The organism is Actinoallomurus sp. CA-142502, from assembly GCF_050936355.1.
Classification (GTDB): domain Bacteria; phylum Actinomycetota; class Actinomycetes; order Streptosporangiales; family Streptosporangiaceae; genus Actinoallomurus; species Actinoallomurus iriomotensis.
The window spans coordinates 3,385,672-3,400,539 of sequence record NZ_JBNJMY010000001.1; the positions used below are offsets into that span (position 1 = coordinate 3,385,672).

Annotated in this window: 16 protein-coding genes; 10 read left to right on the forward strand and 6 right to left on the reverse strand. The window is 72.6% G+C overall.

Features of this window, described 5'->3' with window-relative positions; genetic code table 11:
- The first annotated feature begins 9 nt into the window (after window positions 1-9).
- The 6 genes from ACQEV1_RS16425 to ACQEV1_RS16450 all read left to right on the forward strand — a co-directional run bounded on the left by ACQEV1_RS16425 (window position 10) and on the right by ACQEV1_RS16450 (window position 4,375).
- The gene (locus ACQEV1_RS16425; protein ID WP_285617615.1) at window positions 10-630 is read left to right on the forward strand and encodes a pentapeptide repeat-containing protein; all 621 of its coding nucleotides are present in this window, start codon (window positions 10-12) and stop codon (window positions 628-630) included.
- A complete protein-coding gene (locus ACQEV1_RS16430) occupies window positions 627-1,142 on the forward strand; it encodes a GNAT family N-acetyltransferase (protein ID WP_285580935.1) in 516 nt (171 codons plus the stop codon). The genes ACQEV1_RS16425 and ACQEV1_RS16430 overlap by 4 nt, the downstream gene beginning before the upstream one ends.
- Window positions 1,143-1,216: 74 nt before the next feature.
- Window positions 1,217-2,038: an enoyl-CoA hydratase/isomerase family protein gene (locus ACQEV1_RS16435; protein WP_285580933.1), complete on the forward strand. Its 822-nt coding sequence runs from the start codon at window positions 1,217-1,219 to the stop codon at window positions 2,036-2,038.
- Window positions 2,039-2,231: 193 nt separating this feature from the next.
- On the forward strand, window positions 2,232-2,840 hold the full coding sequence (locus ACQEV1_RS16440; protein WP_433405915.1) for an ATP-dependent Clp protease proteolytic subunit: 609 nt from the start codon (window positions 2,232-2,234) through the stop codon (window positions 2,838-2,840).
- Complete coding sequence (locus ACQEV1_RS16445; RefSeq protein WP_433394621.1) at window positions 2,837-3,481, forward strand: ATP-dependent Clp protease proteolytic subunit; 645 nt, start codon at window positions 2,837-2,839, stop codon at window positions 3,479-3,481. The genes ACQEV1_RS16440 and ACQEV1_RS16445 overlap by 4 nt, the downstream gene beginning before the upstream one ends.
- Window positions 3,482-3,784: 303 nt before the next feature.
- On the forward strand, window positions 3,785-4,375 hold the full coding sequence (locus ACQEV1_RS16450) for a hypothetical protein (protein ID WP_433394622.1): 591 nt from the start codon (window positions 3,785-3,787) through the stop codon (window positions 4,373-4,375).
- Here ACQEV1_RS16450 and ACQEV1_RS16455 read toward each other — a convergent pair.
- Genes ACQEV1_RS16455 through ACQEV1_RS16465 form a run of 3 tightly spaced genes read right to left on the reverse strand, consistent with a single transcriptional unit; the run spans window position 4,372 to window position 5,852 of the window.
- Window positions 4,372-4,644 (reverse strand): hypothetical protein, encoded by a 273-nt coding sequence (locus ACQEV1_RS16455; RefSeq protein WP_433394623.1) that lies wholly within the window; start codon window positions 4,642-4,644, stop codon window positions 4,372-4,374. The two genes, ACQEV1_RS16450 and ACQEV1_RS16455, sit on opposite strands and share 4 nt — an antisense overlap.
- A 12-nt stretch (window positions 4,645-4,656) precedes the next feature.
- A complete protein-coding gene (locus tag ACQEV1_RS16460; protein ID WP_433394624.1) occupies window positions 4,657-5,031 on the reverse strand; it encodes a DUF3037 domain-containing protein in 375 nt (124 codons plus the stop codon).
- A complete protein-coding gene (locus ACQEV1_RS16465; RefSeq protein WP_433394625.1) occupies window positions 5,028-5,852 on the reverse strand; it encodes a HipA family kinase in 825 nt (274 codons plus the stop codon). The genes ACQEV1_RS16460 and ACQEV1_RS16465 overlap by 4 nt, the downstream gene beginning before the upstream one ends.
- 324 nt (window positions 5,853-6,176) lie before the next feature.
- Here ACQEV1_RS16465 and ACQEV1_RS16470 point away from each other — a divergent pair, with 324 nt between their 5' ends.
- Both ACQEV1_RS16470 and ACQEV1_RS16475 read left to right on the forward strand, forming a co-directional pair.
- The gene (locus ACQEV1_RS16470) at window positions 6,177-8,525 is read left to right on the forward strand and encodes a transketolase-like TK C-terminal-containing protein (RefSeq protein ID WP_433394626.1); all 2,349 of its coding nucleotides are present in this window, start codon (window positions 6,177-6,179) and stop codon (window positions 8,523-8,525) included.
- 172 nt (window positions 8,526-8,697) lie between these two features.
- Window positions 8,698-9,309, forward strand: coding sequence for a hypothetical protein (locus ACQEV1_RS16475; protein ID WP_285580917.1), 612 nt, complete (start codon window positions 8,698-8,700; stop codon window positions 9,307-9,309).
- Between the two features lie 4 nt (window positions 9,310-9,313).
- Here the strand turns inward: ACQEV1_RS16475 and ACQEV1_RS16480 are convergent, their stop codons facing one another.
- Together ACQEV1_RS16480 and ACQEV1_RS16485 are read right to left on the reverse strand one after the other, a co-directional pair.
- A complete protein-coding gene (locus tag ACQEV1_RS16480) occupies window positions 9,314-10,147 on the reverse strand; it encodes a YceI family protein (RefSeq protein WP_285617597.1) in 834 nt (277 codons plus the stop codon).
- 20 nt (window positions 10,148-10,167) lie between these two features.
- On the reverse strand, window positions 10,168-12,570 hold the full coding sequence (locus tag ACQEV1_RS16485; protein WP_433394627.1) for an MFS transporter: 2,403 nt from the start codon (window positions 12,568-12,570) through the stop codon (window positions 10,168-10,170).
- Window positions 12,571-12,842: 272 nt separating this feature from the next.
- Between ACQEV1_RS16485 and ACQEV1_RS16490 the strand changes: the two genes are divergently transcribed.
- On the forward strand, window positions 12,843-13,652 hold the full coding sequence (locus tag ACQEV1_RS16490; RefSeq protein WP_433394628.1) for a phosphotransferase: 810 nt from the start codon (window positions 12,843-12,845) through the stop codon (window positions 13,650-13,652).
- Between the two features lie 181 nt (window positions 13,653-13,833).
- On the opposite strand, the gene ACQEV1_RS16495 is transcribed toward ACQEV1_RS16490, so the two are convergent.
- Complete coding sequence (locus ACQEV1_RS16495) at window positions 13,834-14,484, reverse strand: enoyl-CoA hydratase/isomerase family protein (RefSeq protein ID WP_433394629.1); 651 nt, start codon at window positions 14,482-14,484, stop codon at window positions 13,834-13,836.
- 160 nt (window positions 14,485-14,644) lie between these two features.
- Here ACQEV1_RS16495 and ACQEV1_RS16500 point away from each other — a divergent pair, with 160 nt between their 5' ends.
- Window positions 14,645-14,863, forward strand: a complete 219-nt coding sequence (locus ACQEV1_RS16500) for a DUF397 domain-containing protein (protein ID WP_285617591.1) — start codon at window positions 14,645-14,647, stop codon at window positions 14,861-14,863.
- Window positions 14,864-14,868: the final 5 nt, after the last annotated feature.

Below are 14,868 nucleotides of genomic sequence, written 5' to 3' on the forward strand. Positions count from 1 at the left end.
GCTCGGGGCATGACAGATCGCAGACGCGGGCGGGCCGAGCCCGAGACCGACACGACCGTACGGTCGGAGGACTGGGACGGGCGAGACCTGACGGGTGAGCGCCACGAGCGGGTGGCGTTCATCGACGTCGACCTGACCGAGACCGTCACCCAGGGCACGGTCTTCACCGACTGCGTGTTCCGCGGCGTCCGGTTCAACGCGTCGGCGCACACCAACACGGCGTTCACCAACTGCGCGTTCACCCGGTGCGCGTTCTTCGACGCGACCTTCACCGGCTGCAAGCTCGTCGGCAGCGCCTTCGACACCTGCACGTACGGGCTGCTGAAGGTCTCCGGAGGCGACTGGTCCTTCGCCGAACTGGCCCGGGCCGACCTCGGCGGCGCCTCCTTCGAGGACGTGCGGATGCGGGAGGCCGACCTGACCGGCGCGCGGCTCGGCGGTGCCACGCTGCGGAACGTCGACCTGTCCGGGGCCTCGCTCCACCGTGCCGATCTGACCGGTTGCGACCTGCGGGGCAGCGACCTGTCCGCGCTCGATCCGCTCTCGGTCGAGCTGAAGGACGCGGTGATCGACCTGACGCAGGCCGTCATGATCGCGACGGCGCTCGGCCTGGAGGTGCGGTCGGAATGAGCACCGTGCCGCCGGCCGGCCCGCGGGTGCGCCGGGCAGAGGTGACCGACGCCGCCGCCCTCGCGCGGATGCGCGAGCTGATGCTGCGGGAGATGGACAAGGCAGACGTCGAGGACACGGCGTGGCTCGCCGTCGCGGAGGAGTGGTACGCGCGACGGCTCCGGGACCGGCGGGGCTTCGCCGCCTTCGTCATGGACGATCCCGAGCTCGGAGTCGTCAGCAGCGCGGTCGGCGCCTGTGTCGAGCGCGCGCCGGAGCCGGGCAACCTCACCGGGCTGCGGGGCCATGTCTCCAACATCAGCACCGATCCCCGCCGGCGCGGGCGTGGGCACGCTCGCGCCTGCCTGAACGCGCTGCTCGCCTGGTTCCGCGACGAGACCGGCGCCCACATGCTCGATCTGAACGCCACCGAGCACGGCATGGGGCTGTATCTGTCGGCCGGATTCGCCGCGCCGCGCTACCCCGCGCTCCAGCTCCGGGTCGAGCGGCCCGTTCTCGATCACGGGATCTAAGAGACTTTTCGGGGAACCCTTCTCAAGAAGGGCATGGGTTCCCGCCGGGTGTGCGCCCGGCGGGGATCGAGGGCGTGGACGTACGGGCGGGTGATCTGGTGCCGGAGCCGAAGAAGGTCGGGCTGCTCTACCGGGATCTCGGCATCGCCGACATCTCGGTCGGCGACGGGAGACGCGGCAACGCGCTGTCGAGCGACGACTGGCGTGAGCTGGCGCAGATCTTCCGCCGCCTGGCCGAGGATGACCAGGTGCGCGCGGTGGTCGTCCGCGGCCAGGGCGGGACGTTCAGCGCCGGCTCGGACATGCGCGAGTGGGTCCAGGCGGACCGGATGGACGTCGCGGAGAGCTTCGCCGCGATGGAGGCGGCCTTCACCGCGATCGAGGATCTGCCGGTGCCCGTGGTCGCCGAGGTCGAGGGCGTGGCGGCGGGCGCGGGATGCCAGCTCGCGCTGGCCTGCGACCTGCGGGTGCTGGCCGACACGGCACGGATCGGGATGCCGATCGCCCGGCTCGGCATCCTCGTCAGCCCGCTGTTCGCGGCCCGGCTGAGCGTGCTGGCCGGTCCGGGGGTCGCGCGGGACCTGCTCTACACCGGGCGCCTCGTGTCGGCCGAGGAGGCGGTGCGTCTCGGCCTGGCCACCCGGAGCGTGCCCGCCGCGGACCTGGGGGCCACGACGCGCCGGCTCGTGCTCTCGGTGGTCCGCCATCCGCCGTCGGCGATCCGCGCGGCCAAGCACGCGGTGGACGTGGCGCTCGCGCCGGCCCGCGCGGCGGCACGGGCACAGGCCGAGGGGCCGCCGGTCGCCTACGACGACTTCCAGCGGGGGATCATGACGTTCCTCTCGCGGAGCCCCGCGCCCGGCCCCGACCGGCACGGTGATTCATCGGACGGCTGAATTCGCCGACCGCATAATGTGCCCACAGTGAAATTCATTGACCGGATGAGATTTCGCGGATAAGTGCGCGATAAACGCTCCGCCCGTGGCGAACGACCTTTTTATTAATGCTGAACCGCGATTAGTGTCGTTGGCGCCGAACACGCGACAACGAACGGGTGGCATTGTGACGTCACAGACCCTGTCCCGGCCGCTGAACGACGCGAGCGCCGTCGAGCCGCCGCTCGTCTCCACCGGAGAGCAGCTCCATCACCGCCTGCTGCGGAAGCGCATCGTCTTCCTCGGGCAGGAGGTGGACGATGAGATCGCCAACCGCATCTGCTCCGAACTGCTGCTCCTGTCCGCCGAGGACCCGCGCGGCGACATCCACCTCTACATCAACTCGCCCGGCGGCTCGGTCACCGCCGGCATGGCGATCTACGGGATGATGCAGTACGTCCCCAACGACATCGCCACCGTCGCGATGGGGTTCGCCGCGTCGATGGGCCAGTTCCTGCTCTGCGCGGGAACGCCGGGCAAGCGATACGCCCTGCCGTACACCCAGGTGGTCATGCACCAGCCCCACGGCGGCGTCGGCGGCACGGCCACCGACGTGAAGATCATGGCCGAGCAGATGCGGCACACCAAGCGCACGGTCGCCGAGCGCATCGCCTTCCACACCGGCCGGCCGCTGGAGCAGATCGAACGCGACTCCGACCGCGACCGCTGGTTCACCGCCGAGGAGGCGCGCGAGTACGGCATCATCGACCACGTCGTGCCGGCCGCCCGCCGGGTCGACGGGCCCCTGGCGAGAACGTCATGACCGTCATGACCGCGCGACTGGCCGCGGCCGCACGCCACGTGTTGCCGTCCTACGCCGAACGCACGCCGTACGGGCACAAGGAGACGAATCCCTACGACAAACTGTTCGAGGAACGCATTGTCTTTCTCGGCACCGCGATCGACGATGCCGCGGCCAATGACGTGATCGCACAGTTGTTCACCCTGGAGTTCATGGATCCCGACCGGGATATCAGCGTCTATATCAATTCATCCGGCGGGTCGCACACGGCGATGACGGCGATCTACGACACGATGCAGTTCGTCCGATGCCGGATCCAGACCGTGTGCGTCGGGCAGGCGGCGGGCCCGGCCGCGGTGCTCCTCGCCGCCGGCACGCCGGGCCGGCGCGCGGCGCTGCCCCACGCGCGGATCCTGCTGCACCAGCCCGCCACGGAGGGCACCCGCGGGCAGGCCAGCGACATCGAGATCCAGGCCGAGGAGATCCTGCGCGTCCGGGCGCAGATCGAAACGCTCCTGGCCCGGCACACGGGCCAGGACGCCGACCGGGTGGGCCGCGACATCGAGCGCGACCGGTTCCTCACCCCGGAGCGGGCCCGGACGTACGGCATCGTCGACGAGGTCATCGCGAGCCGCAAACGCAGCCGGTACGTCCTGACATAGCCGGACCGGGACTCAGTCATGATGATCTCCGCAGGGCTCCGTCCCCGCAGGCCGGGGCGGAGCGAGGGTCCGCACGAATGACCGGGGAGCCAAGCCGGGCTGCGGCGTGCCGGGCGACGGCAGACCGGCGAGAAGCCGCAGGAACCGGGGCTTGCCGGAGTCGTCGGAGCCCGGCACCGCGATCCGCCCGCCGTACCAGACCTCCAGGCGGCGATCCTGACCTGCCTGTCCGGCCCGGCCGAGCGGCGGGCGTTCCGTCGTTGCGGGGGCCGGGCCGGTGAAGATCCCCTAACCTCGACCGGCATGAGTCCCGACCTGTCCGCCGGCGGCGAGCCGGCCGTGCACGCCACGGCCATGAGGGCGCCGGTCCGGCTGCTCGCCGCCACGGCGGCCGCTGCCGGCCTGCTGCTCGCCTCCACCACGGTGCTGATGTGGGCGACCGGCGTGGTCTGGCACGTCGAGCAGCAGCCGTCGGACCCGTCCGCCGACGTGTTCGTGGCCGTCGAGACGTCCGGGACCGGCCTCTGGGACGGTCCGAACGCCGGGAGCGCGATCCTGCTGGTGACCGTCGCCCTCGCCACCGCGGCGCTCGCCGGCACGGGCGCCCTGCGGCGACGGCCTCGCCTGGTCCGGCTGTCGGGCGCGCCGGCCGCGGTCGCCTTCGCGGCCACGTGGGCCCTGATCGTCGGCACCTACGTCTGGGGAGGATCTCGCCTCCGGAGCGACGTCGGCGGCCACCACATCCGGATCGTGCTACGACCGCGCCCGCGCGTCGAAGCCGCCTGGCCCGCCGCCCTCTGCCTCTCGGCCGTGGCCCTGGCGGCCGCGATCGGCGCCTGGTGGATCATGCGCCGGCGATACCGTGCCCTGCCGAGCGGTCGTCCGCCGGGCTAGTCGTCGTCTGCCGGTGGCAGTCCGAACTCGCCGATCTCGTCGAGCAGCCGCTCGCGGGCGGCGGCCAGGCGGGCGCCGTAGTCGGGCATGAAGATCTCCGTCAGCGATTCGTCCAGCGTCCCGGCGATCCGGTGAATCGGTGACCAGACCGCCCAATCCTGGTTCACCAGGCCGTCGAACTCCGCGGTGCCGATCACGCGGTCGAGCCAGTCGGAGAGCAGGAGTGCCTGATCACGCGTGAGTTCGATCGTCAGGTCGTCGTCGGTCATCGCGGGCGTGCGTCAGCGGACCAGGGCGTCCAGGAGGCGGTCCAGTTCGGCGGCGGGGTCGCCGGTCAGGCCGGCGTGGACCGGGCCGGTCTGGACGATGGTGCTCCGCGGCGCGGTCAGCCAGCGGAACCGGCTGCCGAGCGGCTCGTCGCCGGCCTGGCCGGCGTGCGGGCCGCCGCAGCAGGTGCACTCGACCGCGGTCAGCGCGGCGCGTACGCCGTCCAGGTCCAGGTCGGGGTCGAGCGCGCGAAGCCGGGTGGCGTCGATGTGCACGCGGCAGCCGAGGAAGTCGCGGGCCTGGCAGTAGACGATCACGCCGACGTTCATGCTCTCGCCGCGCTCGACCCGGGGGACCACGCGGAGCGCGGCGTACTCGAAGACGTTCATGAGCGCAGCCACCCCCGACGTGCCGTGCCCCGTGGGGCCGGTGGGCGCGGGGGCTGGACGGGTCCGACCTCGGGCAGCCACACCGAGGGGTCGGCGGCGCGGGCGCGCAGATGCGTCACGTAGGCCGCCGAGACGTCGGCGGGGGAGGCGAAACCCGGCTCGTCCTCCAGCCATTCGACCGGCACCAGGTCCACCACCGCACGCAGCAGGTCGTCGGTGATCCGCGGGGCGAGCTCGCGGCCGGCCGAACCGAGGGCCTCGTCGTCGACGAACGTGGTGAGGACGTGGTCGCTCGCGTCGTACGGCTTGGCGGTGAGCCGGTCCGCGCTCGCCCACGCGTGGTGGAAGTACAGGCTCGCCCCATGGTCGATGAGCCAGACGTCGCCGTGCCAGACGAGGAGGTTCGGGTTGCGCCAGCTGCGGTCGACGTTGCCGATGAACGCGTCGAACCACAGCACCGAGGCGGCGAAGCCGGGGTCGGGGGACCAGGCGAGCGGGTCGAAGCCGAGCGAGCCGGGCAGGTAGTCGATGCCGAGGTTGCGGCCCGGGCTCGCCTTGAGCAGGTCCTGCACGTCCGGGTCGGGCTCGTGCCGCCCGATCACCGGGTCGAGGTCGACGGTGACGATGTCGGGGATCCGCAGGCCGAGCCGCCGTGCGAGCTCGCCGGCGATGACCTCGGCGATCAGGGCCTTGCGGCCCTGGCCGGCGCCGTGGAACTTCACGACGTACGTGCCGAGGTCGTCGGCCTCCACGATCGCGGGCAGCGACCCGCCCTCGCGCAGCGGCGTCACGTAGCGGATGGCGGTGACGTTGGACAGCACGGGCATACGGTATCGAGGTGTGGCGGCATGCGAGCACGAACGTGCGCGCATGCCGCCCCCGACGCCACGGACCCAGGCGGGCAGGCCCCGGAGCCGCCCGCCCGGGGCCAGTGCATCCTAAGCGTGCGTCCGCCACTTCCTCTGATGCATATGCCACACGTCGGCCGTTCTGGATGTCCGTATCCGGGGGAGAAGGCGGAACAGTCGCCAGGCATCGCCCTGCGGGACGCGGAGGGCTCCATGGAAGCGCGGTCGTCCTTTACCCTCCTCTCGGGCGATATACGGCATATCAGTCATACCGGGCCGCGCCCGAAAGGGGCATCGATGAGTGTCGAGGTGGACGAGAGCGCGATCGCAGGCGTGGACCTGGACGTCCTGGACGAGATCCAGCGGCGGGTGCTGTGGCTCGCGGTGCGCATCGTCGACGCAGCCAACCGCGAGCGCCGGACCGGCGACGGCATCAAGGTGGGCGGCCACCAGGCCTCCAGCGCCTCGCTGGTGACGGCGATGACCGCCCTCTGGTTCGCGTACCTGCGGGCCGAGGACCGCGTCAGCGTCAAACCGCACGCCTCGCCGGTGTTCCACGCGATCAAGTACCTGCTCGGCGACCTCGACCGCTCCTACCTCACCACGCTGCGGGCCCGCGGCGGGCTCCAGTCCTACCCGAGCCGTACCAAGGACCCCGACGACGTGGACTTCTCCACCGGCTCGGTCGGGCTCGGCGCGGCGGCGCCACTGTTCGCCGCCGCGGTGCGCCGCTACGTCGACGCGCACTGGGGCGGCGACCGGCCGCGACCGCCGCGGTTCGTCGCCCTGCTCGGCGACGCCGAACTGGACGAGGGCAACGTCTGGGAGGCCATCGCCGACCCGGCGACGCAGGGCCTCGGCAACGTCATGTGGCTCGTCGACTTCAACCGCCAGTCGCTGGACCGGGTCGTGCCGGGCGTGCGGATCGCGCAGTGGCGCGGCCAGTTCGAGGCGGCCGGCTGGCACGTCGTCGAGGTCAAGTACGGGCGGCGGCTGCGCGAGGCCCCCGCGTCCGTACGCGGCTGGATCGACCTGATGTCCAACGAGCAGTACCAGGCGCTGTTCGGGCTGACCGGCCCGAAGCTGCGTGAGGTGTTCCTCGACGGCGCGCCCGCCGAGGTCGGCGAGGCCGTGGCCGGCCTGCCCGACGACGAGCTCGCCCGGCTCGTCCAGGACCTCGGCGGCCACGACCTGGTGGCGATGCTGGAGGCGTACGCGCAGTGCGACGCCGTCACCGACCGGCCCAGCGTGGTGTTCGCCTACACGGTCAAGGGACACGGCCTGCCGATCGCCGGCAACCCGCGCAACCACTCGGCCCTGCTCACCGCCGAGCAGATCGCCACGCTGCGCGACTGCATGGGGCTGTCCGGGGACTGGGACCGGTTCGACCCGGCCACGCCCGCCGGCATCCTGTGCAACCAGCGGCGCGAGGCGCTGCGGCGGCCACCGGCGAGCGTCGCGCTCGACGTGACCGTGCCCACCGCGACCGGCCTGCGCACCACGCGCCCGGTCTCCACCCAGGACTCCTTCGGCAAGATCCTCGTGGACCTGTCGCGGGACGAGAGGCTCGCGCCGTACCTCGTCACGACCGCGCCGGACGTGGCGACCTCCACGAACCTGGCCGGCTTCATCAACCGCATGGGCGTCTTCGCGCCCGCCGAGCAGCGCGCGTGGAGTCCCGACCCGCTGCTGAGGTGGACCGAGGGACCGCAGGGCCAGCACATCGAGCTGGGCATCTCCGAGATGAACCTGTTCCTGCTGCTCGGCCAGCTCGGTCTCTCCGGTGACCTGCACGGACGTCCGCTCCTGCCGGTCGGCACCGTCTACGACCCGTTCGTGTGCCGCGGTCTGGACGCCTTCATCTACGGCGTCTACTCCGGCGCCCGGTTCATCGTCGCCGGAACGCCGTCCGGGGTGTCGCTCGCCCCCGAGGGCGGCGCGCACCAGTCGAGCATCACCGCCTCGATCGGCCTGGAGCTGCCGAACGTCACCTACGTCGAGCCGGCCTTCGCCACCGCGCTGGACTGGCTGCTGTGCGACGCCCTCGGCCGGATCGCCGCCGGACCGGGAGAGACGCCGACGGCGGTGCCGGCCGAAGAGGGCGCGTACTACTTCCGGCTGACCACCCGGCCGCTGGACCAGACGCCGTTCGAGGAGGCACGGGCCCGGCTCGGCGACGCGGTCCTGCGGCGGCAGGTCCTCGCCGGGGCGTATCCGCTGCGCGAGTCGGACGTGGCCGGTCCCTCGGTCACCCTGGCCGCCACCGGAGCCGTGCTGCCGGAGGTGCTCGCCGCCGCCCGCGAACTGGAGGAGGAGGGCGTCGCCGCGAACGTCGTCGACGTGACCTCGCCGGACCGGCTGTACTCGGCCTGGCGGCGCACGCTCCGCCAGGGCGTACGGACCGCGACGACCCCGTCCCAGGCGGGCGTGCTGCGGGCGGCGTTCCCGAACCGGACGCCCATCGTCACCGTGCACGACGCCGCCTCGCACGCCATGGCCTGGCTCGGCTCGGCCCTCGGCGTGCCGTGCGTGCCCCTCGGCGTCGACGAGTTCGGCCAGTCGGGCTCGATCCCGGAGCTGTACGAACTGCACGACCTGCTGCCGGGCTCGATCGTCAACGCCGCCCTGGCCGCCCTGTCCCTCTGACCCGACCGGCCGCCTCGCGGTGCCGCCCCCGGGACCTTGGGGCGGCACCGCCGGCCGCCTTCGTCATGCCGGTTCGCCGACAGATCGTGATATGAACCGGCAAGGTGGCCGAATGCGGGCATGGTCCGGCGGAACCGTGCCCCGTACGCCGCTCGTCTTTACGATTGTGATCATGTCCGGGCCGTATACGTGGTCGACCCTTCCTGAGGGGGACGGGGTCGAGTTGCGGGACACGGCCTCCCGGCGGTCGACCGTCCTCCGTCGGCCGCCCCCCGACCTGCTCGAGATGGACGACATCGTCCGCATCGAGGCCCTCGCGTTCCGTGAGGGCGACCGGCCGCAGGCGGAGCTGTTCGGGGCGATGGACACCGACCCGTTGCGCGTGCTCACCGGGATGAACTGGCTCATCGCCTTCTGGGCCGTCCTGTGGGACCTGCGCGGCGGCGAGCCGGCCGACGAACTGATCCGCTCGCTCGACTACAACGGGCCCTGGCGCAGCGGCGCCATCCCCGAGCGCGAGCAGGTCTGGCGCACGATGAGCCAGCGCGTGCGTTCGGGCGTGCTCGCCGCGCTCACCGGCAACCCCGAGGCCCACCGCGTGTACGAGGACGAGGTGCGCCGGCTCGCGCCCGACGTCTTCCTGCACGTCACCCTGACCATCATGGACACGCTGAGCCGTGACCTGGTGAGGCGGGGGCTCGACCTCGACGGCATGGCCGCCGGCCTGGCCGAGCGCACGCGTCCCGGCCACGTCGGCGGGCCGTCGTTCTCGCCGCCGCGCTGACGGATCAGCCGGTGGGCAGCCGTTCGCCGCGGACGGCCTGGATGTCGATGGCCACGCGCAGCGTGGTGCCGATCGCGCCGATGCCCGCCGACAGGATCTGGTTGTAGACCATCGAGAAGTCCTCACGCCGCAGCTCGGTCGTCGCGCGGAACGCCGCGCGGACGCCGCCCCACGGATCGGGGCCGGTGCCGAGGTAGGACAGGTCCAGCTCCACCGGACGCCGGACGTCCTTCAGGGACAGCGCGCCGTGGACGGTCCAGTGTTCGCCGCCGGCCGGCACGACGCGGGCGCCCAGGTAGCTGATCACCGGGAAGCGCTCCACGTCGAGGAAGTCGGGACCGCGCAGGTGCCCGTCCCGCGTGGCGTTCGCGGTGTCGATGGTGGCGGCCTTGATCTCGGCGCTCACCCGGGACCGCTCGACCGGCTCGGCCACGTCGATGCGCCCGCCGAACTCCCCGAACCGCCCGTGGATGCTCGACAGGCCCAGGTGCCGGACGGTGACCATGATGCTCGAGTGCGCCGGATCGATCGTCCACGGCCCGGGGAGGGGCAGCTCGGCGGCGCCGGTCTGGCGGTCCAGCACCACGGTGCCGAGCTCGGCCGCGCCCGCGGGCCCCACCTTGGCGGTGGAGGCCGCGGGCGCGTACCCGATGGCCGTGACGATCGCGGTGTAGCGCCCGGTGGGCAGCGGCCCGGTGCACACCACGCCCTCGGGGTCGGCCTGGGCGCGGGAGACCTGCTGGCCCGTCATGTCGGCGACGGTCACGACCGCGTGCGGCACGGCCCAGCCGTCCCTGGTACGGATCCGTGCGCGTACGCCGCGGTGGTCCGCTGACATCGATGTCTCTCCTCGGTGGGTCACTCGTCCGGGTGGCTGAGGGTGAGGCCGAACGGCTCGGGCGCCGTCTCGCCGATCATCACGGCGGCGGCCACCGGCGGGTAGCCGCTGGCGATCACGGTGTACGTGCCGGGGTCGAGGTCCTCGAAGGCGTACGCCCCGTCGGGACCGGTGGTGGCGGTCGCGACGACGTTGCCGGCGGCGTCGACCAGCGTGACCCGGGCGTCGGAGAGCAGCAGGTTGTCCGACCCGGCGCGTACGGTGCCGTGCACGCGGGCGCCGGCCGGCAGCTCGACCTCGCAGTGCGTGGTGCCCTGGCCGTCGACGGCGACCGGCAGCGCGCCCGGCCGGTGACCGTTCGCGGTCACCGCCACGACGAAAGTGCCGGAGACGAGGTCGTCGAACTCGAACTCCCCGGCCGCGTCCGTCCGGGCCGAGGCGATCACCTCGCCGTGGGCGTCGGTCACCACCACGATCGCGCCGTCGACGCGTGCGCCGGTCGCGGCGCTGCGCACCACGCCCGCCAGGCCGGAGGTGCCCGAGAGCGTCACGTCGTAGTGGAGCGGCTCGTGGGCGACCGCGACGGTGGCGGCCTGCGGCTGGTGCCCGTCGGCCGCGGTGATCAGCATGTACGGGCCGACGCCGGGCGCCCGCAGCGCGTAGACGCCGTCGACGCCGGTGGTGGCCCGGTCGACCTGGCGGCCGCCCAGGTCGATCAGGGTCAGCGCGGCACCGCAGACCGGCGCGCCGTCGCCGCCGCGCACCCGGCCGTGCACCGGAGTGCCGAACGAGCCCGGGCCGGCCGACGCCATCGGCGCGTACACCGGTGACGTCCGCGCGGCGAGCGGCCCGTCGTCCACCGGCTCGCCGCGTGCTCCGACGGAGGCCAGCTGCCTGGCCGGCGGCGGCGTCTCGGCGGTCACGACGGCTTCGCGCACACCGGGCTCGCGTATGCCGGGCTCGGCCACGACGCGGGCGGCGCGCCGCTCGCCCCGGCTGTCGACCAGCACGGAGACGACGACGGCGGCGAGGCAGATGACGCCCACCGCCCACCAGAGCGCGACGGTGAAGCCGTGGACGAGCCCCGCGGCCGCGAGCGCGGGCGAGGGCGGGCCCTGCGCGTGGGCCGCGATGTAGGAGGTGGTGGCGGTGGCGCCGATGGTGTTCAGCAGCGCGGTGCCGAGCGAGCCGCCGACCTGCTGTGAGGTGTTGACCATCGCCGAGGCGACGCCGGCGTCGTGCGCGTCGACGCCCGCGGTGGCGAGGTTCATCGCCGGCATCAGCGCCGCGCCCAGCCCGACGCCCAGGAGTAACTGGGCGGGCAGCACCGAGGTGGCGTAGGCGCTGTCGACCCTCAGCCGGGTGAGCAGCACGACGCCGCACGCCGCGACGAGGAGGCCGGGCACCATGAGCAGGCGCGCCGGCACCTGGTTCATCAGCCGCGCGGAGATCTGCGTCGAGCCCGTGACCATGCCGGCCGTCATCGGCAGGAACGCCAGGCCGGTCTCGACGGGGGAGTAGCGCTTGACGGTCTGGAGGTAGTACGTCAGGAACAGGAACAGGCCGAACATGCCGATCACCGACAGCCCGACCGAGAGGTAGGCGCCGCCCCGGTTGCGGTCGAGGATCACCCGCATCGGCAGCAGCGGCGTACGCGTCAGGGCCTCGACGACGGCGAACGCCACCAGCAGGACGCCCGCGCCGACGAGCAGGCCGACCACGCCGCGCTCGCCCCATCCCTCGGACTCGGCTCGGGTGAAGCCGTACACCAGCGCGACCAGGCCGGCGGTGACGAGCACGACGCCGGGCAGGTCGAGGCGGGCGCGGGACCGGCCGGCGACCGGGTCGCGGACGAAGACGGCGCCGCCGGCCAGCCCGACCACGGCGACCGGCACGTTGACGTACAGCGCCCAGCGCCAGTCGAGGTACTCGGTGAGCAGGCCGCCGGCGATCAGGCCCACGGCGGCGCCCCCGCCGGCGATCGCGCCGTAGATGCCGAACGCCTTGGCCCGCTCGGCCGGGGTGGTGAAGGTGACGGCGAGCAGGGACAGCGCGGACGGGGCGAGCAGCGCACCGAACGCCCCCTGCAGGGCGCGCGCGGCCAGGAGCATGCCCTCACCGGTCGCGGCGCCGCCGACCGCCGAGGCGGCCGCGAACCCGACGAGCCCGATCAGGAAGGCGTACTTACGGCCGATGAGGTCGCCGACCCGCCCGCCGAACAGCAACAGGCCGCCGAACGCGAGCGTGTAGGCGGTGATCATCCACTGCCGGTCGGCGTCGGAGATGCCCAGGGCGTGCTGGGCGGAGGGCAGGGCGATGTTCACGATGGTGGCGTCGAGGACGACCATGAGCTGGGCGAGGGCGATGAAGACCAGCGCGATCCAGCGCCGGGGGACAGGAGGGCCGGAGACCGGTGCGGTCATCGACATGAGGAGACGTCTCCAAAGTTGGGGAATCAGCGCCTGGGCGAGCGGTGTGTCGGCAGGACTGCCATCGATCGGAGATCGTGGGGCCGGGCGGCGCGTGCGCCATGAGCCGCGCCACCCCCTGTCGCCCCGAATAACATAATGTACTGGTTCCGTCACTGAGGGTACATCAACGGTGTGATGGGATAAAGACCGAAGACGGCGCAAAAGACCCCGGCGCTGACCAGGGCGTACGGCTCCGGGACAGGACCGGCGGAGCGGAGCGGCTGATGGCGAACACACACGCGGTCGAGGTCGGCTCGGCCACGGTGGTCAAGCGGTACCGCCGGTGGGCCCAGGGCGAACACCGGCGCGAGTGGCGCGCGCTGACCCTGCTCGCCGAGCACGCGCCGGACCTGGCGCCCCTGCCCGTACGCGCCGACCTGGAGGCGGACCCGCCGAGCGTGACGATGACGCGCCTGGAAGGGGTGCCGCTCGCCGGCCGGCTGACCGGCGCCCAGGTCGGTGGGCTCGCCGAGGCGGTCGCCGGGGTCCAGACGGCGATCCCCGGGCCGGTCCTGCGCGCTCTGCCGTTCCGGCTGCTCCACCCCCTGGTCGTCCTGCGCCGGCTGCGTGTCTGGTGCGCGCGGCGACCCTCGCCGGACGGGGACCCGCTGGTCGCGCGGGCCTTCGGCGCGGTCACCGACTGGGCCGGCCGGCCCCGGCTGGACGAGGTCTTCTCCGCGGAGTTCACGCCCGTTTTCGGGCTCGGGGACGGCAACCTGGCCAACTACCTGTGGGACGGCGCCCAGGTCCGGATCGTGGACTTCGAGTACTCCGGGCTGAGCGACCGCGCCTACGAACTGGCCGAGGTGGTCGAGCACATCAGCGTGTGGGTGGGCGACGGTCTCGACGCGCCGGCGTTCCTGTCCCGGTTCGAGCTGACGCCCGCCGAGACGGCGCGGCTCCGCGAGTGCCGGCGGCTGCTGGCGCTGTACTGGTTCGGGTCCGTGCTGTCGGAGGATCCCGAGCGCCCGCGCAACCCGCCCGGCACGGCGGCACGCCAGGCCGGGCGCCTGCTGGCCCTTCTCGGCGCGTGAAGACTCGGGGCGTGAAAGCCGAAGACCGGTCCCGCTGCCACCCGGGACCGGTCCTCCGCCCGTCTCGGTCCGGACGCGCAGAGGACCTGTCGAGACGGTGTGCCGGGCCGGCGAAGCGATGGCTGCCGCTGGGACGCCGGCCGCAATGCCTACTATACCTACCTGAAATCCTATGTAAAGCTCACGTCAGCACATCGAGCACCGGCCGGTACAAGTCGGTGCGGATCCGGGCGACCGTGGCGCCGTCCTTGGCCGCCAGTGGTGCGGCGAGGGCGAGTGCGGTCGCGGCGACCTCCGCCTCGGCCACCGCCCGGTGGGCGATGCCCGCGGCGACGGCGTCCTTCCCGGCGTACCGCCGGCCGGTGACCATGGCCTCGTGCGCGGTGAGCTTCGGCAGCCGCGCCTGGATCAGCGCGCTCATGCCCGGCGTGAACGGCAGCCCGAGGTCCACCTCCGGCAGGCAGAACCATCCCCGGTCGGCGCGCATCACCCGGTAGTCGTGGGCCAGGGACAGCATCGCCCCGGCGGCGAACGCGTGTCCGTTGACCGCCGCGACCGTCGGCATCGGCAGCGTCAGCATCCGGGCGAACAGGCCGTGCACGCGTTCGAGGTACGGCCCCCACCGATCGGCGTCCGCGCTCAGCCAGTCCAGGTCGAGGCCGTTGGAGTAGAACTTGCCGGTGCCGGTCGTCACGAGCGCCTTGGGCGCCGGTGCGGCGGTCAGTTCGTCGAGGGCCGCGGACAGCGCGTCCAGGAAGTCGGGGCTGAAGCGGTTCTCACCGTCGTCGAACCGCAGGACGTGTACGTCGCCCTCGCGCCGCAGATCGATCATCGTGGCCTCTCTCGCAATCGTTATTACCCGTCGGTAACTGTAGAGGATCGCGTCGGCATTCCGTTCTCCCCGCCGCGAGAGCGCGCGGACTATAGCCTTGGCCTGGGCGACCTGCGTCATGACGCCGGCGTCCGACTTCCCCGCAACAGAAGAGGCCCGCATGACCGAGGAATCCGGGGCCGTCGAGATCTCGTTCGTCGACGGCAAGGACGTGCCGATCAAGCACAAGCACGCCGACCGCATGGTCGTCATGCGCGACTCCAGCAAGCCTGACGGCGACGCGCTCTACTACACCCCGAACGAATGGGAGGCCTTCATCCTCGGGGTCAAGGACGGCGAGTTCGACGACATGGTCGAGGAGCCCCAGAGCAGGTCCTAGGGCAC